Source organism: Vibrio sp. Hal054, assembly GCF_037162405.1.
GTDB classification, from domain to species: domain Bacteria; phylum Pseudomonadota; class Gammaproteobacteria; order Enterobacterales; family Vibrionaceae; genus Vibrio; species Vibrio diazotrophicus.
This window is the reverse complement of the sequence record NZ_JARLUT010000001.1, coordinates 1,512,176-1,538,070: the sequence shown is the minus strand read 5'-3', so window position 1 is coordinate 1,538,070 and position 25,895 is coordinate 1,512,176. Positions and strand designations below refer to the sequence as shown.

General features: G+C 41.5%; 24 protein-coding genes and 2 pseudogenes. 9 read left to right on the top strand and 17 right to left on the bottom strand.

Annotation, left to right across the window (positions count from 1 at the left end; all coding sequences use genetic code 11):
* Positions 1-100: 100 nt before the first annotated feature.
* The 3 genes from P4S58_RS07040 (at position 101) to cobB (ending at position 3,878) form a co-directional block, all read left to right on the top strand.
* Positions 101-1,051, top strand: coding sequence for a hypothetical protein (locus tag P4S58_RS07040; protein WP_337163360.1), 951 nt, complete (start codon positions 101-103; stop codon positions 1,049-1,051).
* 676 nt (positions 1,052-1,727) lie between these two features.
* Entirely contained in the window at positions 1,728-2,948 is a 1,221-nt protein-coding gene (locus tag P4S58_RS07035; protein ID WP_337163358.1) for an ammonium transporter, read from the top strand.
* A 186-nt stretch (positions 2,949-3,134) separates the two neighbouring features.
* Positions 3,135-3,878 carry a Sir2 family NAD+-dependent deacetylase gene (gene cobB, locus P4S58_RS07030; protein ID WP_337163357.1) on the top strand — a complete coding sequence of 248 codons (744 nt, stop codon included), beginning with the start codon at positions 3,135-3,137 and terminating at the stop codon, positions 3,876-3,878.
* Positions 3,879-3,970: 92 nt separating this feature from the next.
* On the opposite strand, the gene P4S58_RS07025 is transcribed toward cobB, so the two are convergent.
* From P4S58_RS07025 to potA, 5 genes are all read right to left on the bottom strand, one after another.
* Complete coding sequence (locus P4S58_RS07025) at positions 3,971-5,008, bottom strand: extracellular solute-binding protein (protein ID WP_102966567.1); 1,038 nt, start codon at positions 5,006-5,008, stop codon at positions 3,971-3,973.
* Positions 5,009-5,130: 122 nt separating this feature from the next.
* On the bottom strand, positions 5,131-6,162 hold the full coding sequence (locus P4S58_RS07020; RefSeq protein ID WP_042482361.1) for an extracellular solute-binding protein: 1,032 nt from the start codon (positions 6,160-6,162) through the stop codon (positions 5,131-5,133).
* Between the two features lie 104 nt (positions 6,163-6,266).
* The gene (potC, locus tag P4S58_RS07015; RefSeq protein WP_042482364.1) at positions 6,267-7,037 is read right to left on the bottom strand and encodes a spermidine/putrescine ABC transporter permease PotC; all 771 of its coding nucleotides are present in this window, start codon (positions 7,035-7,037) and stop codon (positions 6,267-6,269) included.
* Positions 7,037-7,894, bottom strand: coding sequence for a spermidine/putrescine ABC transporter permease PotB (gene potB / locus P4S58_RS07010; RefSeq protein ID WP_174435412.1), 858 nt, complete (start codon positions 7,892-7,894; stop codon positions 7,037-7,039). Before potB ends, potC begins: the two co-directional genes overlap by 1 nt.
* On the bottom strand, positions 7,878-8,993 hold the full coding sequence (gene potA / locus P4S58_RS07005) for a spermidine/putrescine ABC transporter ATP-binding protein PotA (RefSeq protein WP_042482371.1): 1,116 nt from the start codon (positions 8,991-8,993) through the stop codon (positions 7,878-7,880). The genes potB and potA overlap by 17 nt, the downstream gene beginning before the upstream one ends.
* Positions 8,994-9,355: 362 nt before the next feature.
* Here potA and P4S58_RS07000 point away from each other — a divergent pair, with 362 nt between their 5' ends.
* From P4S58_RS07000 to P4S58_RS06990, 3 genes are read left to right on the top strand one after another with little or no spacing between them, the layout of a single operon-like run.
* Complete coding sequence (locus P4S58_RS07000) at positions 9,356-10,156, top strand: hypothetical protein (protein WP_042482374.1); 801 nt, start codon at positions 9,356-9,358, stop codon at positions 10,154-10,156.
* A complete protein-coding gene (locus P4S58_RS06995) occupies positions 10,149-10,946 on the top strand; it encodes a glucosaminidase domain-containing protein (protein ID WP_102966568.1) in 798 nt (265 codons plus the stop codon). Before P4S58_RS07000 ends, P4S58_RS06995 begins: the two co-directional genes overlap by 8 nt.
* The gene (locus P4S58_RS06990; RefSeq protein WP_337163351.1) at positions 10,946-11,605 is read left to right on the top strand and encodes a DUF2987 domain-containing protein; all 660 of its coding nucleotides are present in this window, start codon (positions 10,946-10,948) and stop codon (positions 11,603-11,605) included. Before P4S58_RS06995 ends, P4S58_RS06990 begins: the two co-directional genes overlap by 1 nt.
* 56 nt (positions 11,606-11,661) lie before the next feature.
* Here the strand turns inward: P4S58_RS06990 and ttcA are convergent, their stop codons facing one another.
* The 11 genes and pseudogenes from ttcA to ccoN form a co-directional block, all read right to left on the bottom strand.
* Complete coding sequence (gene ttcA / locus P4S58_RS06985; RefSeq protein ID WP_337163350.1) at positions 11,662-12,594, bottom strand: tRNA 2-thiocytidine(32) synthetase TtcA; 933 nt, start codon at positions 12,592-12,594, stop codon at positions 11,662-11,664.
* 139 nt (positions 12,595-12,733) lie between these two features.
* Positions 12,734-13,681, bottom strand: coding sequence for a universal stress protein UspE (gene uspE / locus P4S58_RS06980; RefSeq protein WP_042482385.1), 948 nt, complete (start codon positions 13,679-13,681; stop codon positions 12,734-12,736).
* Between the two features lie 130 nt (positions 13,682-13,811).
* Positions 13,812-14,564, bottom strand: coding sequence for an FNR family transcription factor (locus P4S58_RS06975; protein WP_042482392.1), 753 nt, complete (start codon positions 14,562-14,564; stop codon positions 13,812-13,814).
* A gap of 90 nt (positions 14,565-14,654) precedes the next feature.
* Positions 14,655-15,331, bottom strand: a pseudogene (locus P4S58_RS06970) (sulfite exporter TauE/SafE family protein).
* A gap of 45 nt (positions 15,332-15,376) precedes the next feature.
* Positions 15,377-15,511, bottom strand: a pseudogene (gene ccoS / locus P4S58_RS06965) (cbb3-type cytochrome oxidase assembly protein CcoS); the annotation flags it as partial.
* Entirely contained in the window at positions 15,512-17,890 is a 2,379-nt protein-coding gene (locus P4S58_RS06960) for a heavy metal translocating P-type ATPase (protein ID WP_337163348.1), read from the bottom strand. It abuts the pseudogene before it with no gap.
* A gap of 4 nt (positions 17,891-17,894) precedes the next feature.
* Positions 17,895-18,374: a FixH family protein gene (locus P4S58_RS06955; RefSeq protein WP_337163346.1), complete on the bottom strand. Its 480-nt coding sequence runs from the start codon at positions 18,372-18,374 to the stop codon at positions 17,895-17,897.
* Positions 18,375-18,473: 99 nt separating this feature from the next.
* Positions 18,474-19,451 carry a cytochrome-c oxidase, cbb3-type subunit III gene (ccoP, locus tag P4S58_RS06950; protein ID WP_042482406.1) on the bottom strand — a complete coding sequence of 326 codons (978 nt, stop codon included), beginning with the start codon at positions 19,449-19,451 and terminating at the stop codon, positions 18,474-18,476.
* A gap of 7 nt (positions 19,452-19,458) precedes the next feature.
* Entirely contained in the window at positions 19,459-19,629 is a 171-nt protein-coding gene (locus P4S58_RS06945; protein ID WP_042482410.1) for a CcoQ/FixQ family Cbb3-type cytochrome c oxidase assembly chaperone, read from the bottom strand.
* Positions 19,630-19,641: 12 nt separating this feature from the next.
* Complete coding sequence (gene ccoO, locus P4S58_RS06940; protein WP_042482413.1) at positions 19,642-20,262, bottom strand: cytochrome-c oxidase, cbb3-type subunit II; 621 nt, start codon at positions 20,260-20,262, stop codon at positions 19,642-19,644.
* Positions 20,263-20,275: 13 nt separating this feature from the next.
* A complete protein-coding gene (gene ccoN / locus P4S58_RS06935) occupies positions 20,276-21,703 on the bottom strand; it encodes a cytochrome-c oxidase, cbb3-type subunit I (protein WP_042482416.1) in 1,428 nt (475 codons plus the stop codon).
* Between the two features lie 260 nt (positions 21,704-21,963).
* On the opposite strand from ccoN, the gene P4S58_RS06930 reads away from it, so the two are divergent.
* The 3 genes from P4S58_RS06930 to P4S58_RS06920 all read left to right on the top strand — a co-directional run bounded on the left by P4S58_RS06930 (position 21,964) and on the right by P4S58_RS06920 (position 25,345).
* Positions 21,964-22,320: a hypothetical protein gene (locus P4S58_RS06930; protein WP_102966571.1), complete on the top strand. Its 357-nt coding sequence runs from the start codon at positions 21,964-21,966 to the stop codon at positions 22,318-22,320.
* Between the two features lie 113 nt (positions 22,321-22,433).
* Positions 22,434-23,633 (top strand): FIST signal transduction protein, encoded by a 1,200-nt coding sequence (locus P4S58_RS06925; protein WP_337163342.1) that lies wholly within the window; start codon positions 22,434-22,436, stop codon positions 23,631-23,633.
* Positions 23,630-25,345: a response regulator gene (locus P4S58_RS06920; RefSeq protein ID WP_337163340.1), complete on the top strand. Its 1,716-nt coding sequence runs from the start codon at positions 23,630-23,632 to the stop codon at positions 25,343-25,345. Before P4S58_RS06925 ends, P4S58_RS06920 begins: the two co-directional genes overlap by 4 nt.
* A 226-nt stretch (positions 25,346-25,571) precedes the next feature.
* Here the strand turns inward: P4S58_RS06920 and P4S58_RS06915 are convergent, their stop codons facing one another.
* Positions 25,572-25,889, bottom strand: coding sequence for a DUF3634 family protein (locus P4S58_RS06915; RefSeq protein WP_042482425.1), 318 nt, complete (start codon positions 25,887-25,889; stop codon positions 25,572-25,574).
* Positions 25,890-25,895 lie beyond the last annotated feature (6 nt).

Here is a 25,895-nt window from a genome sequence, read left to right as displayed (position 1 = left end):
CAAAAGACATGTTAATAGTAAGGTTATCTCCTCAAATGCAACTAGTATTGTATGTGATATCTATTCATTCGACTGCAACTGATTATGGAGGTCATTTAGAATGAAACATACAGATGGAATTGAATTCTTTGACTCAGATGACATTGAAGAACTCAATACAAAACAAATTGACGCGTTGTCACCTGACGAAAGAGCAGCTTTGATCAGTGCCGAAGCAAGGCTAAAAAGTAGCCATACCGAAAAGCAACGTCTCATGGATATGTACACCAATGAGATTAAGCTATCTGGAAAAACACTGGGTATTAAACATCAAAAAGCCTCAACGTCGAAAAAAGAGTTCATAGAAAAATCTCAAGATCCTAACTACTTCATTCACTTAGCAGGGATTAAAGAATATTTCGAGTCTAACGAGAACCTGATCGCTTTCAAAAACGCTGGCGGACTTTTTAACGCAGGTGTGTGTTGGTGGCATTCGCGCTTGCAGCGAGCTGCATTGTACCTTACCACATACAGGCCAAATGAACCTAAGTGCTCCAAGAAAGAGGCAAAAAAGATCATCCGCAACTTAATTAAAGGCAAACAGGTGTCAGAGATTAGCGGGTTCAATAATTTTTCTGAGTTCTCAATGGAATTCAAAGAGGAAATACAAAAGTACCTAAATCTATGGCAGCTTTATGATGGTCTCCTACTTTGGCAGTGGATCAATGGACTTTCTGGTAGCTATGAGACAACACCTGAAAAGCTAAAAAAGTACATGGATGAGATCTATGAAGAAGTAGCGGTTAGAAAAAGAATCGCTTACGTAAAATTGCAAATAAAAGGGATCGATTCTCATGCATTATTAATAACTGAAATTGAACAAACTTCCGATGGTCAGGGGTACACCTTTAATTTCATTGATAGCAACAGTCCCGATTCAGCTTTTACTGCTTGCTACATGTACGGACAAACTCACCTAGACCTATACAATAAATCCGTACCGTACCTGCAAAGAGAGGATGATATCGATAAGTTTTTAAGTGCAATCGATAAGTACCGCACTGGCCTATGAACTTAATTATGATTCCTAATACTTCGATTTCTGAACAGAGTTGCTTCACTATACATGTTGCTGCTCTGTTACTTGGCACCAGAAACTACAAGCCCATGTTATTTTTCACCCTGTTAAGATACCCCATTTAAGTGCTCAACTTCCGTCTAATACGCTTTTATCCATTTCTAATCAAAGACGGCACCAACTCAATCGGTGTCGTTCTGCATTTTAGGAGACTAAAAGTTACCCGAAGGATAGATAACGCGTGAAGCTTGTGACAAGCTTTTGTCCAAAACCTTGTTCCACATACCCTATGTAAAAGCCCGAATGTACCGTCAGATTTATGATGGTTTAGCGCCAATAGAGGCTAGCTATAAAATTCTCACTGAACCACTCGCGCCAGTTTCGGGCAATTTTTGTACAACAATAGTGCGCACCATATTAGTTCACACGTACCAATATGGTGCTATTTATTGGCAAAAATCCTACTTTTTATCATTCAAACATTCCTACCTTTAAAACCAATATTATTAATAATCAATTAGTTAATGTCTTTATTATTCCAGTAGTTCCAAACTGGAATACATCTTGCTCATGCAGGGCACAAACATAATAAATTCACCAATGTTGTGAATTGCAAAACATTTGGCACCTAGTTGGTGCGCTTTTTTATTCTGCATGGAGTGTAACGAGAATGACTCAAACCGAAAGTCAGGTTTATGGAGCTGTACAAGCCCTGACCCAAAGTTCAGATACTTTATTTTTGCTGCTTGGCGCCATTATGGTGTTTTTAATGCATTCAGGGTTCGCATTTTTGGAAGTAGGGACGGTTCGTAAGAAAAACCAAGTTAACGCATTAGTAAAAATTCTAGCGGACTTTGGTGTATCAACTATCGCTTATTTCTTTATTGGTTACTGGATTGCCTATGGTGCGAACTTCTTTGCTGACGCTGAAACATTGGCTCAAGGCAATGGTTACGAGTTAGTTAAGTTCTTCTTCCTACTGACGTTTGCTGCCGCTATCCCTGCAATTGTTTCGGGTGGTATTGCGGAACGTGCGCGTTTTTATCCGGTTCTCATTGCTACGTTTTTCACTGTTGGTCTGGTTTATCCTTTCTTTGAAGGGATCATCTGGAACGGCAATTATGGAATTCAAGAAGCATTCGAAAATCGCTTTGGCGCAGGTTTCCATGATTTTGCCGGTTCCGTTGTGGTACACAGCGTTGGCGGTTGGATTGCACTGGTTGCCGTGTACTTCCTAGGAATGCGTAAAGGTCGTATTCGCGCCGGTAAACATACCAACTTTGCACCTTCAAACATTCCATTTTTGGCGCTAGGCGCTTGGATTCTGTGTGTTGGCTGGTTTGGCTTTAACGTTATGTCTGCACAAGCTATAGCGGGCATTAGCGGCCTTGTGGCGATGAACTCGTTGATGGCGATGGTCGGCGGGATCCTAGCTTCGCTTGTTGTTGGCAAAAACGACCCGGGTTTCATCCATAATGGACCTTTAGCTGGGCTTGTCGCCGTGTGTGCGGGTTCTGATATCATGCATCCGCTAGGTGCGTTAGTGACAGGCGTTATTGCTGGTGCGCTATTCGTATGGCTATTCACACAACTGCAAAACAAAACCAAAATTGATGACGTACTAGGTGTTTGGCCGTTACATGGTGTGTGTGGTGCCTGGGGTGGGATTGCAGCAGGTATCTTCGGTCAAACGGCTCTAGGTGGCTTAGGTGGTGTTAGCATTGCGGTTCAAGTGATGGGTACTGTGTTGGGTATCCTTGTTGCTCTCGTTGGTGCATTCGTGGTTTATGGAGCGCTTAACGCTCTGACAGGGCTACGTCTATCCGAAGAAGACGAGTTTATCGGTGCTGACTTAGCTGTACACAAAATTTCTTCAGTCAACGAAGAATAACATCTCGCTCTTTTTCTAATATTTGAGCGTTAAACGAGAGCAGGCCAATGGTCTGCTCTTGGCTTTTCTGAATCACATAACAAGTAATAAGTACTAAAATTAAGACTATTGTCTAACGGCGAAAACTACAGTTGAGTTTGCTTCAGTGCTAATCTAGCCAAAAGCTATTCAGAATAAGGATGTTGTATGAAATTTCCGTATCGCAATGTTGTTGTGCTAACAGGCGCTGGAATCTCTGCGGAATCGGGTATTCAGACCTTTCGAGCTCAAGATGGACTTTGGGAAAATCATCGAATCGAAGATGTTGCTACACCGGAAGGTTTTGCTAAAGACCCAGATTTAGTTCAGGACTTTTATAACCAACGTCGCCGCAAATTACAGTCTGATGCCATTAAACCCAATGCGGCACATATTGCTTTGGGTCAGCTTGAAAAAGAGCTGGATGGAAAAGTCACTATCATTACTCAGAACATCGACAACTTGCATGAGCGTGGCGGAAGCCAAAATATCATTCATATGCATGGCGAACTGCTTAAAGCCCGTTGTAGTGTCTCTAATCAAACCATAGAACAAACGGGCGACTTGTTGACTGGTGACCTGTGCCACTGTTGTCAAATACCTGCGCAGATGCGTCCACATATCGTTTGGTTTGGTGAAATGCCTCTGCGAATGGGAGACATCTACTCAGCATTAGAAGAAGCAGACTTGTTTATTTCAATTGGTACCTCCGGCGTGGTTTATCCTGCAGCTGGTTTTGTTCACGATGCGAAAATGCATGGAGCACACACGATTGAGATAAATTTGGAGCCTAGTGCGGTGGAGAGTGAGTTTGCAGAAAAACGTTATGGAAAGGCGAGTGTTGAAGTTCCGCGCTTAGTTGAAGAAATTCTTGAACTTCAGCAGCCAGATTTCAAATTCGGTAATCATTAGCGAGGTTACTCTCAAGTTTCCTTGTTCAAACAAATTATTACGATAAACAAAAAGCGGCTACAAGCCGCTTTTTTAATTCATTCATTGTTCGATTACTTATCGACTTTAAGTTTCTGGAAGTATTCTTCGTACAGAACGCTTGCGTCACCAACTTCGTCTTGCCATTCACCGCTGTCCATAATGGCTTGCGGAGGGAAGATGCTTGGATCGTTCGCAAACTCTTCTGGAAGTAACTTATACGCTGCTTTAACTGGTGTTGGGTAACCAATTTCTACTGCAATTTTTGCTGCGTTCTCTGGGCGAAGTAGGAAGTCGATCATTTTATGAGCCGCTTCGATGTTCGCTGCACCAGCAGGGATAGCTAAGCTGTCCATCCAGAAGATCGCGCCTTTCTCTGGCCAAATAATATCGATGTTTGCGCCTTCTTCACGAGCCATGTATGCAGAACCGTTCCACAGCATGCCTAGCGATACTTCACCCGCTAAATAAGGGTTAGCAGGGAAGTCTGAGTTAAATACCAACACATTTGGCATTAGCTTTTTCAGTTCTTCATAAGCTGCTTCAATTTCTTTCGGGTCGGTAGTATTTGGTGAGTATCCTAGCTTAACAAGAGCGATGTGGAAGACTTCTCGAGAGTCGTCCATCATCATCAGCTGTCCTTCCCATTTAGCGTCCCATAAATCACCCCAGTTATGGATGTTTGATTTATCCAGCATATCAGTGTTGATACCGATACCTGTCGCGCCCCAAATGTAAGGGATTGAGTAGCTGTTATTTGGATCAAAAGGTTTATTTAAATAGTTAGAATCCAAACCTGCAAAATTAGATAGCTTCGACTTATCAATCTCAAGAAGCATGCCTTCCTTACGCATTTTCGAAACGAAATACGTTGAAGGGACAACTAAGTCGTAACCCGTACCTTGTGTTTTTAGCTTAGCGTACATACTCTCGTTCGATTCGTATGTAGAGTAGATGACTTTAATACCTGTTTCCTTGGTAAAGTCTTCTAGAACTTCGCTTGGAATATATTCTGACCAGTTATAGAAATAGAGTTCTTGGTCATTAGCCATTGCATTGGTAGTGAATAGAGTCGCGGCAAAAAGAGCGCCAGCATACAGTTTACTTTTCATTACTTTTCCATGTTTTGTGCAAGAGCCTACCTAGGCAAACGCGTGATCAAATAGGAAAAACAGTATAACAGCTCGAAAAAAAATAGGCAGCCAAAGCTGCCTATTTAATTCTTTTTATTGGGTTATTGACCGGCTTTAAGCTTCATGAAGTAGTCTTCGTACTTCACTGTTTTGTCGCCAACAGCTGCTTGCCATTCCACACGATCAAGATCTTCTTGAGAAGGGAATAGTGGAGCTACGTCTTTGAATTTCTCGTTAGACTGAGCCACAGCAGTTAGGTAACCAGTATCGTTAGAGATTTGCTCTGCGATTTCTGGACGTAGTAAGAAGTCGATCATCTTATGTGCTGCATCGATGTTCTTTGCACCTGAAGCGATAGCAAAGTTGTCAACCCAACCGATACCACCTTCTTTAGGGAATACAAGTTTAAGAGGTAGACCTTCTTTTTGTGCAGCAGCTGCAGAACCGTTCCAAAGCATGCCTAGACCAACTTCACCAGCTAGGTAAGGGTCAGCAGGGTTGTCTGAGTTAAATACCAATACGTTTGGCATTAGTTTTTGTAGCTCAGCGTACGCTTCGTCGATTTGTTTCTCGTCAGTGGTGTTACCTGAGTAGCCAAGTTTACGTAATGCGATGTGGAATACTTCACGAGTATCATCCATCAGCATTAGTTGGCCTTTAAGTTCAGGTTTCCACAAATCACCCCAGCTTTGGAAGTCATTTGGATCATACATGTCTGTATTCACCGCAAGACCAGTGATAGCAACAACGTGTGGAATAGAGTAGTCGTTATTTGGATCGAAAGGCTTGTTTAGATAGTTAGTATCCAAATTCTTGAAGTTTGATAGCTTAGATTTATCAATCTTCTGAATCATGCCTTCGTCGCGCATCTTAGACACGAAGTAAGTAGAAGGAACAACTAGGTCATAACCTTCGTTGTGAGTCTTTAGCTTCGCATATAGTGTTTCATTCGACTCGTAAGTTGAATAGATTACTTTGATACCAGTTTCCGCAGTAAACTGCTCTAGGATACCACTGTTAATGTATGGTCCCCAGTTCATGAATACCAGTTCTTTATCCTCTGCTACTGCTTGCGCAGATAACAGTGAAAGCGCACATGCACTACCAGCTAATAAAGTAGCCCATTTTTTCATTGACGTTAGCTCCAAACCAAACGTTGCCCCAAGGGCATTTTAAAGGACAACGGAATAACATCTGCTATTCCGTTTCGAATTTCAGTTAGTCAATTAACTGAAAATTATTTCACTTTCTCTTTTGCCAGTAACTGTGAAGTAACGACCAGTACCAGCGACACGACCAACATAACGGTCGCAAGTGCATTCACTTCAGGCGAGATACCAACTTTCACCATAGAGTAGATCTTCAATGGCAGAATTTCGTAAGTCGGGCCTGTTACGAACGAACTGATAATTACGTCATCAAGAGACAAGGTAAAGCTTAATAGCCAACCGGCTGCAACAGCAGGTTTAGCAAGAGGTAAAATGATTTTCTTCAAAATTACCCATTCGCTCGCACCCAAATCTTTTGCTGCTTCTAGCATTTTTACATCGAAGCCATTTAGACGACTGAATACAGTCACAACAACAAATGGCAGACAGAATGTAATATGAGCAATCAGTAGCGTCATAAAGCCTAGCTTCGCACCTAACACTAAGAATAGTGCAAGAAGTGAAATTGCCATAACGATGTCAGGAGACATCATTACAACAAACAGCATACCGTTAACCATGTTTTTACCACGGAACTGGTAACGGAATAGGGCTACAGCCGTCAAACTACCAATGATAGTGGCTGCCGTCGCTGAAAAAACAGCCACGCTAATAGAGTGCCATGCCGCTTGCATTAAGCTGTCATTATTCATTAATGCGTGGTACCACTTGGTGGTGAAACCACCCCATTTAATGCCGAATTTGTTCGCATTGAATGAGTTTGCAATTAACACAATGATTGGTAGGTACAAAAATAGGTACACCACGCTCATAAAGCTAAATCTAACAACTCTTCCCATTAGTCTAGCTCCACTTTCTTATTCAACAATTTACCAGCACGGTAGTATGCATAAAGCATGAATGCCATCGCGATGGTCAATGCAATACTTGTAGCGGCACCAAACGGCCAGTCACGAGCATTCAACACTTGGCTCTTAATTACGTTACCAATCAGCAAGTTTTTCGCACCACCAAGTAAATCTGAAATGTAGAACATTCCAAGAGCAGGAAGAAGAACAAGCAAACAACCACCAATAATGCCAGGCATAGTCAGAGGCAAAATAACTTTGGTTAACGTTTGGAATTTATTTGCACCAAGGTCACGAGCCGCTTCGATATAAGTGTCATCCAGTTTTTCAATCGCTGAATAAAGCGGAAGAATCATAAACGGCAATAAGATGTACACCAAACCAATCATCACTGCAGTTTCTGTATACATAATACGTAACGGAGCATCAATAAGGCCAATGTCTAACAATGCTTTGTTCAAAATCCCTTGGGTACCAAGAACAATCTTCAATCCGTATGTACGAATTAACGAGTTAGTCCAAAATGGAACAATCACCAGAAACAGCATAATCGGACGCCATTTTTCAGGCATCTTCGCAACGATGTAAGCGAACGGGTAACCGATAATCAAACACAAAATGGTTGCTACTATCGCCATATAGAAAGAATGAAGCATTACTTTCGCGTACAGCGGGTCGAGCAATCTTAAGTAGTTATCAAAGGTAAACGTCAACTCAATCAGATTCGCTTCGTCACGAGTCAGAAAACTCGTAATGATAATCATCAGGTTAGGGATTAGAACAAACAGAACTAACCAGCCAACAATTAAACTGATGATTGAAGTCTGAAGATTAAGCTTCTTGCTCATCATTGAGGACTACCTCCCAGCTTTCTACCCAAGTGATAGTAACTTTTTGGCCAATTGAGTGGTCAACGTCAGGATCATCTTCGTTAAAGAATTCACTAACCATAACACTCATGCCTGAATCCAATTGAACTACGGATTCTAAAGTCATGCCTTTGTAGGTGCGATCTGTCACGTGACCAACGATACCTTTGGTCTCTGACTCTTTGATCTCTTCAATGCGTAAATCTTCTGGGCGAAGAAGAACTTGAAGTTTATCGCCAGCATTCACCGGTTTGTCGTAATAAACCACAGATTCAACGCCTTCGATATCAACAAGAATACGTTTCTCATCAAGACGCTTAATGGTTTCAGCCGCAAACACGTTGATTTCGCCAATGAAACGAGCAACAAATAGATTCTTAGGATCTTCGTAAATTTCACGTGGTGAGCCATCTTGTTCAATATTGCCGTCGCGCATAACGATAATGCGGTCAGACATCGACAAGGCTTCTTCTTGGTCGTGAGTAACGAAGATAAAGGTGATGCCAAGTTGACGCTGTAGATGCTTAAGTTCGCTTTGCATCTGTTTACGCAACTTGTAATCAAGAGCTGAAAGAGATTCATCTAACAGAAGTACTTTAGGTTTATTAACAACAGCACGTGCAATAGCGATACGTTGTTGTTGACCACCTGAAAGTTGGTGCGGCTTGCGTTGCGCCATTTGATCCAGACGAACCATACGCAATGCTTCCATTACTCGCGGTTCGATGTCATTCGCCGGCACTTTTTGCATACGCAGACCAAATGCGACGTTTTCAAACACCGTCATATGAGGGAATAGAGCGTAACTTTGGAATACGGTATTGACGTGTCGCTGTTCAGCAGGAACTTGAGTAACGTCTTGACTATCCAGTAGAATCTGACCGCTATCAGCAGATTCAAAACCTGCTATCATTCTTAAAACGGTAGTTTTACCACACCCTGACGGGCCAAGAATGGTTAGGAATTCACCATGATTAACATCTAGCTGCAAGTTTCCGATGATCTGTTTACCATCAAAACTTTTACTGATACCAGATAGTTTTACAACTGGTTTTCCTACTGAATTTGGTTTGTTCAACGTCTGTCTTTCTCCACCCTGATCCGCAGATAAGTTAACTAGAAGTTGTAAACTATCTACTTGTTGGACCTGTTAAATAAATACAAATTAGTGGCGCATGATAATCACGAAAAAGGCGATCTCAAAGCGTTTTCTCATCTTGAAACACAAAAAGTTTTGTAGTTAAAAGCAAACTTTCATTAACATCCACAGTGCGATAACTACCAATGCTTTCAATTGGTTAATTATCAACCATATTAATAAGAAAGCAAGATGCGATTCGAGTTTCGATTTTAGACTCGGGTGCATTTCAGTATAATGAATCAAAATTTTATGTTGTCATATTCCAAACCCAAATATGACTCGCCAACCTAGGGCATTTTATGAGCAAGGATATAGAGAGAGATTTCAACGTAGGTGGTACTGTAGAGCAAGCGCTATCAGGTCAATACCAACTGAAAGTTGGTGAGGTTCTGAAGGAGTCTTGGGATACAACACTAAAGCATTTTGTCTCTTTTTCCCCGGCAATCGTAGTAATGGTTGCCATACAAATTGCAATATTTTTCATTGCACTAAAGCTTCAACTTGGTGATCCTTCTGCGATTATTACCGCGATAGAGCAAGGTTCTGATTTTCCAGAGGGGATGATTGAGGCCATTTTCATCGCCAATTTTAGTTACGAAGTTGTCAGTGCGCCAATTTTCGCTGGTGTAAGCCTTATGGCAATGAGCCATGCCGCTGGCCTGAAAACGAAAACACGACACATCAGTAAAGGTTTGCAGTTTACTATCCCAGTCATCCTAGCAACACTCGTGGGTTTGGTACTGCAAGGCATTGCAGGAATGATTTTTCCTTTACTGTCTATGTATCTTTCCATCGCATTTAGCAACTCTATCTTACTCATTTGCGAGAAGAGAGTGCCACCAATGCAATCGCTGTTTCTGTCACTGCGTGCAGCAAACAAGAAGCTTTTGCCTCTAGCGTCGCTTTACTTAATCGTGATGATTATGTTTGTTACAGCGGCTCTTATGTACGGAATAGGTTTGATTTTTGTTGTTCCGTTTTTCTTCCATTTAAAAGGAATTGTCTACCGCAACATGTTTGGGGTGCGTTTAAAGATCATCACTACCAATAAAGATAATGATGACAATCAGGATAATAACTCTCAGGTATTTAATGCATAAGTTTTTTCAAGTTGCCGCTTTGGGCGGAATCATCGCAGTTGCTGGCTATGGCTATTACAATTTTGAAAGCCAAAAGAGCGCAACTGAATCTGTTGTTAGCAAAGGTAAAGCTGTATCAAAGGCACCAGATTTCACTGCTTATACCGATGTGAATGAGAAGAAACATGCGTTCTTCTCATATTTAAAACCGGGAATTGCTTTAGAAAACCTACGAATTGAAAAAGAAAGAGAAAGGCTGGTTCGTCTCAAAGAAAATCTTGAATCAGGCTTAATGTCTGACTCCGACATCGACGATGCGAAACGGCTCTCTCATCTGTATCAAGTTGAAATGCAGGGAGATGTTGTAACATCTGATTGGATAGACAACATGCTGCATCGTGTCGATGTGATTCCAGAAGCTTTGGTATTAACGCAAGCCGCAAATGAGTCTGCTTGGGGTACATCGCGATTTGCTCGCACGGCAAAAAACTATTTTGGCCAATGGTGTTATAGCAAAGGTTGCGGAGTAGTTCCGTTACAACGTAGCGAAGGTATGACTCATGAAGTGGCAAAATTTAAGTCTGTTCAAGAATCTATCCACCGTTACTTTATGAATGTAAATAGAAACCAAGCTTACTTTGATTTGCGCGAAATCCGTTTTCAACTTAGAGAAGACGGCGCAGATCTACTGAGTATGAACAGTGCAATGGAAATGAGTAATGGCTTATTGAAATATTCTGAACGAGGTGAAGACTACATTCAGGATCTACAGGCCATGATGCGTCATAACGAACAATTTTGGACAAATTAATGAAAGGAATTACAGCGTTAGCCCTAGGGCTAATTTGTGCGGGCTTTTCTATCAATGCTGCGGCTCAAGAATACATGTTCACCTACAACAAACTGTATTCGTCTCTTAAAAACAACGACAAACCTGAATATCCAGATGTGAAGGTCGGTGTGTTTTTCGTCAATGCCGATACAAAAAAGCTGTGTACTATTGAAAAAGCTTGGATGGAAAAGGAAAAACACTACGAACTGGTTCCGAGCAGCGAAATCCATGAGCTTTTGCTTCCTGTTGATGGAAATCTTAAACAAGCAAATCCACTAGTATTTGTTGATACTCCACAGGATACGCGTTGCGACTTTTCACTTGTCGTGATGACAAAAGCCGCTTTATCAGGACAAGTTCCGTATGGTGACATCGAGAAATTGCTTCCGCAGATGCAAGAAATTCTTGAATCGTTAGGCGGCATGTTCTCTAGTTGGTTTACACCTGAAGTATCTGGTGTGACATTGGAGTTTGCCAACAACTTGAATGGCTTTATCCAGTTAAGTAATGGATCAGATGTTGAAATAGTGAATGGTAAAGCTCAGGTTTCTTTAGAGCAAATTGGAAAAGATGGTTGGATGAAACTCCCCGAAGAAACCACCCGAGTTCTTCCATATTTACCCACTGCGAAAAAATGACATAAAAAAGGCTGCAATTAATGCAGCCTTTCTCTTAAGGATTCATCTGTCGGGAATCAAACGTTAGTCACGTCCAATTTCAAGCTTGGATCAAATTCCATTACGCTATCTTCGTCTTGCATTGGCATTGCCGGAATATCTTCCTTATCAAAACCAATATCGCCACCATTAATTACACCTGACTCACTGTTAATAGATTTAAAATCAAACAGTTCGAAGTCGGCCAAGTGACTAGGTACTACATTTTGCATAGCGCGGAACATAGACTCGATTCGACCTGGGAATTGCTTATCCCAAGTATTCAGCATCTGCTTAATATTCTGGCGCTGTAGGTTTGGCTGTGAGCCACACAGGTTGCACGGAATAATAGGGTAGTCATGCATGCTTGCGTACTTAATGATGTCTTTCTCTCGGCAATAAGCCAGAGGACGAATTACCACATGTTCACCGTTGTCAGAAACAAGCTTAGGTGGCATACCTTTCATTTTTCCGCCATAGAACATGTTGAGGAACAAAGTCTCAAGAATGTCGTCTCTATGGTGTCCAAGTGCAATTTTAGTCGCACCCAACTCTTTAGCCGTACGGTACAAAATACCACGGCGTAAACGAGAGCAAAGCGAACAGGTTGTTTTACCTTCAGGGATCTTATCCTGCACGATTGAGTAGGTATCTTCTTCTACAATTTTATACTTAACGCCAAGCTGCTCTAAATACGCTGGCAGAATGTGCTCTGGGAATCCCGGCTGCTTCTGATCAAGGTTTACTGCTACCAACTCAAAAGAGACAGGTGCGCTCTTTTGTAAGCTCATTAAGATTTCAAGCATAGTAAAGCTATCTTTGCCGCCAGATAGACAGACCATGATACGGTCGCCATCTTCAATCATGTTGAAATCAGCGATTGCTTGGCCTGTATTACGACGAATACGCTTTTGCAATTTGTTGAAATTGTATTGTTGAGCTTTGGTTAGCTCTTGAGTTTGCTCAGTCATCAGGTTGCAGTCTTTAATCTTAGAAACAAAATGAAGTGCGTATGATACGGATAAATGAACGATATGCCAGAGTTAAGCGTTCAAGCATAAAAAAAGTCCCTAGACTTTCGTTTAGGGACTTATGAGATGTTACTGATAGTTAAGAAGCAACGGTCGGGTCAAGAGGGCTAACATAGCCTTTAGGTTTTAGTGCCATTACATCACAGTTAATTTTATCAATCACTTGCTCAGCCGTATTACCAATAAACACCGCAGACAGACCTGTTCGACCAGTAGTGCCTAAGATAACCATCGCGGCATTGAGCTTCTCAGCTGCTTGAGGGATGACATCTTCAGGCAAACCTTGTTGCACGAGCGTATGTTCTTCATCGATACCATGTTTCTGACGTAACGCTTTCATGGCTGTTAAATGATGCCCGCGTACCGCATCGGTATAGGTTGTCGGGTCAAACTCAGGCAATTCGATTGTGATATTTGCTGGTGTGACCGGATAAGCGTTAACCAAATATGAGTTTGTGCCTAAACGTTCAGAAAGATTTAAAAGCTGTTCGACCATTCTGTCATTAAGATCTAAGTGAGTTTCTACTTCAGAACCTACATGGACAGAGGCGATAATATTCGCATTTTCAGGCCAATCTGAATTCTTGACCAACAAGACTGGAATAGGGCACTTACGAAGCAAATGCCAATCAGTAGGAGTGAAGATCACTGATTCCAACACGTCATGCTTACGAGTGCTTTTGATTAAAATATCGTGTTCACCAGCAAATACCTCACCGATGATGGCTTCATAAGGACGATTATGCCAAACGACTTTAACATCAAAAACAATGGATTCTTTGATGTAAGGTTCTGCAACTTTCTTCATCCACTGTTCGCGTTGATGAATGACACCACGCCTCATAGCATCACGTTCTTCTCCGGATAACATGGATGTCATGTCATAGGAGAAGTCATAGATAGATAAGAAGAACGTAATATGACTTGTTGAGCGACTTTTCTTAGCTAACTGAATAGCTCGGGCTAAAGCGGGTTGTTCATCATGATTTATATCAGCTACAACCAAGATCTTGTTGTAAATACTCATAATAAACTCCTTTATCGTTTCGGAGATTTCTTACTTAAGAGTAGCTTAGAAGTTGCGAGAGGTTTAGCAAAAAAAGAGGGATTATAGAAGAAGTATGACGCAGCTCATTGTTGAGCTACGTCATTGATGTTTATTTACTTTCTTTGGAGACGCCAGCCAATTCCATCAAAGCATCATGATCGATAATTGTGATGTATTTGCCTTTTACACTCAGGATTTCTGATTTTTGGAAACGGCCAAGTAGGCGACTAATGGTTTCAACTGTTAGACCTAAGTAGTTACCGATGTCACCACGAGTCATGGTTAAACGGAACTCTCTCGGGCTAAAACCACGTTGAGAAAAACGAGTAGAAAGGTTAAACAAGAATGCAGCTAGACGCTCTTCAGCATTTTTCTTAGATAGCAGAAGAATCATCTCTTGGTCGCCCTTAATTTCGTTACTCATTAAGCGCATAATTTGTTGGCGAAGCTTAGGCATTTTGCCTGAAAGGTCATCTAGGATCTCATAAGGAATTTCACAAACCATAGAGGTCTCAAGTGCTTGCGCAAAACTAGGGTGTGCATCGCCCGTAATCGCATCAAAGCCAACTAAATCACCTGCAAGATGGAAAGCAGTAATCTGTTCGTCACCTTGTTCTGTAATGGTGTAGCTCTTGATTGTTCCTGAACGGATTGCATACAAAGACTTCAGTTCGTCACCAGCTTTGAACAATTCCTGACCTTTTTGAATTGGCTTTTTACGCTCAATAATTTGGTCAAGTTGATCCAGTTCAGACTCGTTAAGAGTGAATGGAATACATAGTTGGCTAATACTACAGTCTTGGCAGTGAATAGCACATCCACCAGATTGAATTCGCTTCGCAGCAGGCTTTTCCGAAATCATAACGACCTTTCACTAATTGATTTACATCAATATTTTAGCATCCCTTCACACTAAAGGATAGTTAAAAAAATCATTTTGCTAATCAATCATCTAGCTAAGATTAACTAGCATGTTTATTGCGTTGTAACCGGTATATATGCCGTAACAAATAATTGAAATTGCAGCAATTGTCCTAAAAATAGGCGACTGCTGTAACTGCTTAATTTGTGTTGCTCCAAATCCAACGAGCAACATAGAAGGCAATGTTCCAAGGCCGAATGCACCCATAATCAAGGCGCCCTCAATAGTACTACCGGAAACAGCCGCCCACGTTAGCGCAGAGTAGACTAAACCGCAAGGTAGCCACCCCCAGATAATTCCAAAAGGGAGAGCATGCCAGCTTTTTTTAGTGGAAGCAGTTTTCGCCCGAGAGGAGAAATGTATTTCCATATGCCCGTGCCCAGCTTTTCTAGCTTGAGTAAACCAAACCACCAACGACCGACATACAAACCGAGAATTATCATCATCATCGCGGACAAAATTCTTAGCCAGATTAGCGAATGATTGAGAGTCGATATTTGAGTTAATGTTGTGGCTAACCCACCGATCAGTGCGCCAAAAACACAGTAACTTAATATACGACCAACATTATAAAATACGATTGGAAGAGTCGATTTATTGGTGCCTTGGCCAATGCTTAGCAGGGTACCTAAACCACCGCACATTCCGACACAATGTCCTGTACCTAATAAACCGACAACAAAGGCTCCAACGAAATCAGCGTTCATCTTTTTTTCGTTATCAGAATGATTCTTTGGCGTTAAATGCTCATCCTCGTCAAACAAGATGTTATGACCTTGGCGCTCTAGATCTTCGAACTGATCACTTTTTACCGCCCACAAAAATATGGCAACTGCTACGGCTACAATGACGATCGCGATGGGAATTAAAATATACAAGCTTTCCATTTAGTTGTTCTGTTCCTTCAGTAATCGAAGAGAATTAGATACTACTATAATCGAGCTCGCAGACATACCTACAACCGCGACATAAGGGGCAACAAACCCTGCGACAGCCAAGGGCAAAATCACCAAGTTATACCCCAAAGCCCAAGCAAGATTCTGTCTGATAATGCTACGAGTTTTTAGAGCAAGTTCTCGAGCGTCCAGAAGGCGATCTAACTTGTCTCCGAGTAACACCATATCAGCAGAAGCTTTGGCAACATCAGTGCCACCGCCCATGGCAACAGATAGATGAGCCCCCGCAAGCGTTGGGGCATCGTTGATACCATCACCAACCATTAATGTAATGTCTTGCGGATCCAGCGAGCGTAAGTAATTGAGTTTATCTTCAGGTTTGGCTTGTGCGATTACATTATCCACACCGAGTTCACTCGCAACAGTTTCAGCATTAACTTGAGAATCGCCCGTCAATAGCGTGATTCGAATACCAGCTTGGTGAAACTTTTCAATGAAGCTTTTTGCTTCGGAACGAATAGGGTCTTGATAAAAGAAAGTCGCAACGAGTTTAGTATCAATAGACATATACACGGCGTTTCGCTCGTTAATTATGTCTTTACTTTCCAGAACATAATCCGCATTACCGATGCAAACTCTGTATCCCTCAAACGAACCTTCTATTCCCGAACCAATAATGTTTTTAACGTCTAACGAAACAAAGTCAGCGTTTAGGTAAGGTTTAAATGCTCGTGCAATAGGGTGATTGGCGTATTGTTCAAGCCCTGCAGCAATCGCTAAACATTGTTCTTTGGTCCACTCTTGTGAATGTACTTTTACCTCACTGATTTCGATGTTGCCATGAGTGAGTGTGCCCGTTTTATCCAAAACGAGATGATTAACATTACACAGTGTTTCAAATACATGGTTTTTACGAAGCAAAATGCCATAGCTACCAAGGCGAGAGGTTGCACAGGTTATCGCCGTTGGTGTTGCTAATGAAAGAGCACAAGGGCAGGTAGCAACGAGCACAGATAACATAATCCAGAAGGCATCGTCTGGGCGTGAGCTATGCCAGAACAACCATGTTCCCAAAGCAATGACCAAAATGATGGCAACAAAGTATCTCGCCACAACATCTGCAATCTCAGCAATTTTCGGCTTCGATGATTGAGCGTCGTCTTGAAGGCGAACAATGTTTGAAATTACCGAATCTGCTTTTGTTGCCGTTACTTCAAGGTCAAATGATTCATCGCCGTTTAGTGTCCCTGCGTATACAGCGTCGCCAATATTTTTAACAACAGGTAGCGATTCGCCAGTTAACATGGATTCATCAACATGAATACGGCTTGAAATAACCGCGCCGTCAGCGGGAACATGCTCTCCGGGTAATACACGAATTTTCTCTCCAATTTGCAGAGTCTTAACTGGCGTTTGAGAGCCGTCAATACGAGTGGCAATCGCTGGAATTAGCTTCAGTAGGTTTCCACTGGCCGCAGCCGCTTTTCGTCTTGCTCGCATTTCCAGAAAACGTCCCACCAGTAGGAAGAAGGTGAACATGGAAATAGACTCAAAGAAGACTTCGCCTTTTTGAGTAACAGTTGCAAACAAGCTTGCGACATAAGCAAAGATCAGGGCGATAGACACGGGAACATCCATTCCCAAAGTGCGACCTTTAATACTTCGCCATGCGTTGACATAGAAGGGAAATGCGGAATATAGGAGCACAGGAGTAGCAAACAACAAGCTCACCCAGCGGAAGTAGTTTTTAAATTCACTATCTAGATCAGCAAACGCTTCCAAGTACAAAGCAACCGCAAGCATCATAACTTGCATTGTTGCTAGACCAGCAATACCCAGACGATATAGATATTGCTTCATTGATTGGTGATATTGAGCTTCGTGCTTATCAGCTTCAAAAGGCGCAGCTTTGTAACCTAGGTTATGAATGCGAGAAAGTATATCACTGAGTTTTGCAGAAGACTTATCCCAACTGAGCAGAGCTCTATTTGTTGTGGTATTGACACGAATTCCTATTACGCCAGGTTCTTTAACCAGCTGCTTTTCTATCAACCAGGCACACGCTGCACAGGATACCCCCTCAAGTGACAATGTCACTTCCGAGTGTGAATCCACATTTCTGACGAATTCAGCCTGAACGTCAGAGTTATCGTAATGGATCAATGCTTTTAGCTGTTCCGGAACCAACTCAACTTTATCCGCAGTTGTTGTTCGAAACTGGTAATAGGATACGAGTCCATTATCAACAATGGTTTCTGCCACGGTTTTACAACCGGGGCAGCACATGTCGCGTTCTTCATTGAGAATGGTGACTTTGAAATCGGTGTTCTCTGGTACATCTTCACCGCAGTGGTAACACGCTTTGCTCATATCACTAGTTCATCAGTTGAGTCGGTGAAGCAGAAGGGAATGTAACTCGGCCTTGAACCAGCCATTCACCATTGTGTGGCGTTAACTCGATAAACCAAGGGCCTTGCATCTCATCATCGCGAGTAATTTTGTAATTGCCTTTTGCATCAGCAGTAATCAGCTGTGAGAAGTCTCTATCGGCAAGGGTTCTGTGAGCAAACATCGCCTGAATAGCTGGATAGTGATCCAGTTTTCCTTTATTAAACTGGATAATGATTTCATTGCCTTGAGAGCTAACAGCAGCATTAAGACCAAGATCTTTAGCTATGTGTATCTTAGATAAATCTACATTAATACCTTTTCCTTTTTTATAGTAATCCTCAGTAACCAATGAAACTGAGTTATTCGAAAACACGATAACCGTAACGATTGTCCATACAACAACAGTAAGTGGAAGGATAATCAGGAACCACGGCCAAAATTGTTTATACCAAGGCTTTACCATAAAAAAGTTCTCTACAACAAAAAAGAAGGGATTAAACTTAGAAGGCTTAAATTTAAGAAAAAAGCAGCCCCTAGGAAAGGGGCTGTTATTAGATTTTTACTATTTATCTGAATTGCTTAGGCTCCAGACATAAGCAGAAACGAGCTGCACCTTGTCTTCACCTAGAATGTCAATCCATGCAGGCATTACACCTGAACGGCCGTACATCACTGTTTCAGTTACCGCAGCACGTGAATCGCCGAACAACCAATCTTGGTCAGTCAGGTCAGGCGCACCAACAGCAGGGTTACCTTTACCATCTGTACCGTGACAAGCTGCACAAACTACAAAGCGCGCTTTACCTGCTTCAGCTTCACGAGCATTTACAGAACGACCACTTAGGCTAAGTGCATAACTCACTACTTCAGCTACACCTTGCTCACCCAATGCATCTTTCCATGCTGGCATCTGACCGATACGACCATGACGAATCGTTGTCACGATTGCATCAGGTTCACCACCATAAAGCCACGCGTTATCAGTTAGGTTAGGGAAACCTTTCTGACCACGAGCATCAGAGCCGTGACACTGAGAACAGTTTTGTAGGAACAAACGTTGTCCAACTTTCAATGCATCAGAATCTGCTGCAATTTCAGGAACAGGACGCAGTTCCGAACCACCATCTTTGTACGCTAAACGCTTGAAAGCTTCACCGAAGTACGCATCAGCATCATCAAGTTCCTTCGCGTATTGAACAAGAGTTTTCGTTTCTTGAGCATTAGCAATAGAAGCTTTTGATTCTTCCAATGTACGTACTTTTTGGTCTGAACTTTGCCAGCCTAAAACACCTTTAAAATTCCCCAAACCTGGGTAAAGCGTTAAATAGACAGCAGCAAAGATGAACGTACTAACAAATAGATAGGTCCACCACTTAGGCAGCGGGTTATTTATCTCGCGAATACCATCGTACTCGTGGCCCATGTCAGCGCCTTCTTCAACACCCATTTTGTCTTTAAGACACCAAACGAGAAGAATTGCGCATCCAAGTAGGGTACCAACCGTAATTACGATGATCCAAAGACTCCAAAATGTCGTCATTACTCAGTCACTCCTTGTTCTTATTAGAGGGTGTTTCTTTTTGCTCGTCTGCAAAGATCAAGTTTGCGGCTTCGTCAAAACGCGCTTTACGCTTTTTGCCAAACGCCCACCAAACAACACCGATGAAGCAGACAAACAACGTTATGGTCCAAATACTGTGAATAGTACCGATATCCATAATTACCTCTGTTTATTTCATTGCGTGACCAATAGACTGAAGGTAAGCAATGATGGCATCCATCTCTGTTTTTCCTTCAACATCTTTCGCCGCATTCGCTATTTGTTCATCCGTATATGGTACGCCGAACTGATTGCGGAAAACCTCAAGTTTCTTCTGAGTATTTTTCCCATCAAGTACGTTTTCAGCTAACCAAGGGAAAGCTGGCATATTCGATTCTGGAACTAGTTCACGAGGGTTTAGCAAGTGAACACGATGCCATTCATCAGAATAACGACCACCAACACGAGCAAGGTCAGGACCAGTACGCTTAGAACCCCATAAGAATGGATGTTCCCATACACTTTCACCTGCTACAGAGTAGTGCCCATAACGTTCGGTTTCAGAACGGAAAGGACGAACCATTTGGCTATGACACACGTTACAGCCTTCACGGATGTAAATGTCACGACCTTCCATCTGCAATGCAGTGTATGGTTTCAGGTTTTCTACTGGCTCAGTAGTTTGCTTTTGGAAAATCAACGGTGTGATTTCAACTAAAGCCCCCCAACTGATGGCGAATACAATCATAATTGCCAACAAACCGACGTTACGTTCGATAATGCCATGGCGATTATTAGAATCTGAACTCATTCTTTAAATCTCCTTACGCTGGTTGTTGGATAGCTTTTAGGCTGTGATTCGGAGCTGAAATCGTCTTATATGTGTTGTACGCCATTAGGAACATACCAGATAAGAAAATAAAACCACCGATGAAACGTACGGTATAGAATGGGTACGAAGCCTGTACAGACTCTACAAAGCTGTAAGTTAACGTACCGTCAGAGTTAACTGCACGCCACATCAAACCTTGCATAACACCCGAAATCCACATCGCCACGATGTACAGTACAGTACCGATTGTTGCTAACCAGAAGTGAGCATTAATCAAGCTAACTGAATACATACGTTCTTGGTTAAACAGGCGAGGAATCAAGTGATATACAGAACCAATCGATACCATTGCAACCCAACCCAATGCACCAGAGTGAACGTGACCAATCGTCCAGTCAGTGTAATGAGAAAGTGCGTTTACTGTCTTAATCGACATCATTGGGCCTTCAAAGGTAGACATACCGTAGAAAGACAGAGATACGATTAGGAAACGTAGGATAGGGTCGTAACGTAGCTTATGCCATGCACCAGACAACGTCATGATACCGTTGATCATACCACCCCAAGAAGGAGCGAATAGAACCAAAGACATCACCATGCCCAAAGACTGAGTCCAGTCAGGAAGAGCGGTGTAGTGTAAGTGGTGCGGACCTGCCCAGATATAAAGTGAAATCAATGCCCAGAAGTGAACAATCGATAAACGGTAAGAGTAAACTGGACGTTCTGCTTGCTTAGGTACGAAGTAGTACATCATACCTAGGAAACCAGCTGTTAGTAGGAAACCTACCGCGTTGTGACCATACCACCATTGAACCATAGCATCGACAGCACCTGAATAAATCGAATATGACTTAGTCATTGATACTGGGATTGCCATGCTGTTTACAATATGCAGAACAGCAACAGTAATAATGAAGGCCCCAAAGAACCAGTTTGCTACATATATATGAGACGTTTTACGTTTCACAAGTGTTCCAAAGAACACCACTGCGTAAGAAACCCATACTACTGCGATAGCAATATCGATAGGCCATTCTAACTCAGCATATTCTTTACCAGAGGTAAAACCTAATGGTAGAGAAATTGCTGCGGATAAAATGATTGCTTGCCATCCCCAAAAGGTAAATGCAACAAGCGGCCCACCAAATAGACGAGTCTGACAGGTACGCTGTACAACATAATAAGAGGTTGCGAACAGGGCACTTGTACCAAACGCGAATATCACCGCATTAGTATGCAACGGACGGAGACGACTATACGTCAGCCACGGCGTATCAAAGTTTAGCTGTGGCCAAACTAATTGAGCGGCAATCAAAACACCTACACCCATTCCGACAATACCCCAGAGAATAGTCACTAAGGTAAATTGACGAACGACTGTATAGTTATAGTTTTGTTCAAGCTGCTTTTCTTGGCTCATTTTGCATGCTTCCAATGTCTAATTAACTACACTTTTCTTCCAACACGACAAATGTCGCAATGCCACCCAAATCCACAACAAAATTAAAGTTTTATCAAAACGTTAATAGCTATTGCTGACTTTACGAAAAAGTGGCATTTTCAAGCGGAAAAGTATACTGCAATTAACAATTCAATGACAGTGTAGTAACCTTACCCTTTATCAGGTTTTGCCCTTTTATTTCAAAACTTTGAACTTTGTTACACGAGGAACCCACTCTAATGGCAGCTGAAAAGCTTACAAAACACAGGCTTGCTCAAATTCTCATCACTTTAACCTTGCTTGTTATCGCTTTCTTTTGGAGAACGATCACATATACAGAGGTAAGCACGGTGACTTGCAAGCCTCAGCCAAATTGTTTTGTATTTGTAAATAATGAAAAAATAACTGTTACAAAAAATGATAAGCAAACAGGGTTGTTGAATGTTTATCCAATTCCCCAAGATTGGAAAATTACTTACGAAGGAGAGGTGACAAGAAACGCTCAAGTTGTTGCGCTTTTGCCTAAAAGTAACAAAGTTAATACAGTTGATTATTTTATTATTAATAACTCAGTAAAAATTGAGGTTGAAAACTAGTTTACATCGTTCAATTTATAAGACTTATGTGACATAGAGAGGAGAGCGCCATACATATCTAAATTATTATGGGGTATAAATTAATTCGGACTGTATACATAAGTAACTCGTAAATGCGACTTAAAACAGCTATTTCAAATAATCCAGATGCTAATGACGCCATCAAAGAGATCCGGTCTTCCATCAATCTGATCGGTATCAGTGCAATAGTTTGTTACTACACCGAAACCTATAGTAACCAAAACCTTTCCAGCTTTTTTTCTTGTTACTTTCCAGATATTCCGATTATCGGTTGCTCTTCCTGTAATGGTTTAATGACAGACAAGGGGATACACAGTGGGACCGTTATTGGTGTTATGGCAATTTACGATGATTCAAAGAGCAGCGCCTACGGTACAGCTTATGTCAGCCTTAAAGATTGTATTCAGTACGACGAAATAGTTGGTTCAGCCGTCAATGAAGCTCTTTTAAAAGCAAACAGAGTCGGTGAAGTTCCAGACTTTATCGTCCTCCATTCAACTCCAGGTAACGAAGAACGAATTATAGAAGCGATTGACGCACAGTTCGGAACTCAGGTACCAATTATAGGTGGAACCGCTGCCGACAATAATATCGTCGGAAACTGGTCAGTGTCCAATGAACATAATGATTCATCTGAAGCTTTGACTATTCTTGTCGGTTTTCTTTCCATACCTGTTGCCACAAGTTTGAGTGTTGGATATTCGCCTACAGAGTACTCAGGTAGAGTGACTAATGCCTGTGGACGTTACATTTATGCTATCGATAAAATGCCAGCTAAACAGGTCTATCAACAATGGTTGAGTGAGTGGTCTGGATTATCGATTCTAGACGAATACTTATTTGATTATATCTCTGAATTTCCTATCGGAAATGTCGTTGGTCATATAGACAATCAACCATATTTTAAATTGTCACATCCAATTCGTATTACTGACGAAGATGCTTTAGAAATGTTTTCCGAAAGCAAAGTAGGAGAGACCATAACCTTAATGACTGGCTCAAAAGCACATCTAATAGAAAGAGCATCAAGATTTGTAAAAGATGCCAATATAAAGAACTACAATGAAACAGAGATGGTTGGTGGCATCATCATTTTTTGCGCTGGTTCTATGCTGCATCTAGGGAAACAAATGAGAGAAGTATATGAAAAAATCATCTCTCAAATGAATGGTTGTCCTTTCATCTGTCCTTTCACCTTTGGTGAACAAGGGAAACTTGTCGGCGGAGAAAATGCCCACGGCAATTTAATGATTTCATCTGCAATCTTTTACGAGTCAGAGCACTATCTATGAAGCAGCAATATATTGAACATTTCAACGAAACGTTGCTTGAGTTAGAACGTAGCAGAGAGCGGGAACGCCTAATAACCGAAGAAAACCAAGTCATCCTAGCGGCTTTGTCTGCACTTAGCCGAGCAGACAACAAATATCAAATCTTCGACGAATTAAAGAAGGTGCTTAGTCGATACATTAAGTTCAATGACTTCATCGTAATATCTAAAGGGAAGGACAGCACAAGCTACTCCACATTTCTTACGTCCAATATTGCGTTCACAGGAAAGAACTGGTTAAACGGAACCAAATTTCAGCGCGTACTTGATGGCGAATCCATCATACTTTTTGAACCCATCAAGCTTGATGAGTTTAAATATCTCAATAGCTTCCTCAAAAATCAGATTGAATCAGCCTTGATCACCGGGATTAGAACTCAAACATCAGATTCAGTGTTGTTACTGCTCGGGAAGAAAAAAGGCCAATTCAGTCTAGATATGAAGACAACTCTACTTCGATTTAGGCCGCTTCTAGAAAGAGCAATCAGCGATATTGAATACAAAGAAGAGTTACAAAGACTTGTTGATATAAAAACCAAAGAACTGGTTGTGGCACAGCAACTAGCAGAGCAGGCGAACAAATCTAAATCTCAATTCCTAGCCATGATGAGTCATGAGTTAAGGACACCATTGAATGCTGTGTTAGGTTTAATTGATGTTTTAAGAGATACATCTAACATTCATCAACTGGATCTGTTGGAACAAATGGAGCATTCGGCGGAACTACTTCTTGTGATAATCAACGATGTTCTGGATCTAAGTCGGATTGAATCAGGGCACTTTAAGCTACAGTGTCACAAAGTAAATCTATACCATAAACTAAATCATGCTCTAGAGTACCACCGGCAGCTCGCAGAAGATAAAGGCATAGCATTTTGCGTTGATGTAAAACTTTGCCCTACAACTGAGTATCTAGTCGATCCTGTTCGTTTAACTCAAATACTGTTTAATGTTGTTGGGAACGCCGTTAAATTCACCGAAAAAGGTATGGTCACAGTGTCACTTTATGACCTCGACGGAAAATTGAATATTCAGGTTAACGACACGGGCATAGGAATAGAAAGCGAAAGAGTTGAACAACTGTTCTCACCATTTATACAAGCGGATAGCTCGCATACTCGAAATTATGGCGGTACAGGACTGGGGTTAACCATAACTAAACATCTTGTAGAACTGATGAAAGGCACAATTTCAGTTAGCAGCACATTACACAAAGGAAGTTGCTTTGAAATAACGATTCCTCTCAAAGATAGTTGCATGGATGTATCCAAGGGCACAATAACCAACGCAGCAATTAAGAAGAACCAAGAGAAGGCTTATAACATTCTGGTAGTTGAAGACACGAAAACCAATCAGATAGTAATACAATTGATGCTGAGCCGCCTAGGTTACAACGTGACATTAGCAGATAACGGCAAACAAGCAGTAGAGCTCATCAAAAACGACGAACAATTCGATTTAATCTTTATGGATATTTCAATGCCAGTGATGGATGGAATTGAAGCAACCAAACAAATTCGCGCTAAGAGTCTTAGTGTCCCGATCATTGCACTAACAGCACACACAATGGATGACGATAAAGACGAATGCCTAAAAGCCGGAATGAATGACTTTATGCTTAAACCGATGCGTATCAATGAAATCTCATCAGTTATAGAAAGGTTTACAGCCTAATAACTACATTTTTAATCACAGATGATAAATGTAGTTATTAGGTATTTTATGGTAAATACCAATTATGTTAAAACGCACAAGGAATAGAGCAGTTATCCGTGCAATACAGGTGTTTTATTCGAACCTACAAGATTGTATTTAACATAATACATATAATGCGCACTTGGATATTATTGAGATAATGTGCTGTGTTATCGCCTTATCGATTTGATTTTTAATCATTTACTTAATGACTCTTCTTGGTTTTATCACCAGAACTCTTAAATCCCTGATGCGGAAAAACGTTGCGAATTCGCTGTTGAACTTTTTTAGGAACTTGCTCTGTAAATACTAATTTCATGCCTGTACGTTGTTGATATACCTTCATTTCACCACTGAATGGAGTTACTTCCGCAATCTCAGTGACGTTATGTTTAAAAGTTGGAGGAAAATGACCTTTTACTTTACTTAAAGTACCATCTTTAAAAGTGACTTTAAGTACAGGCCTATCAACAGCTACAAGCCAGAAAATGATTAAAGCAGCGATTAAAATTACGTACAGCATGAGTTA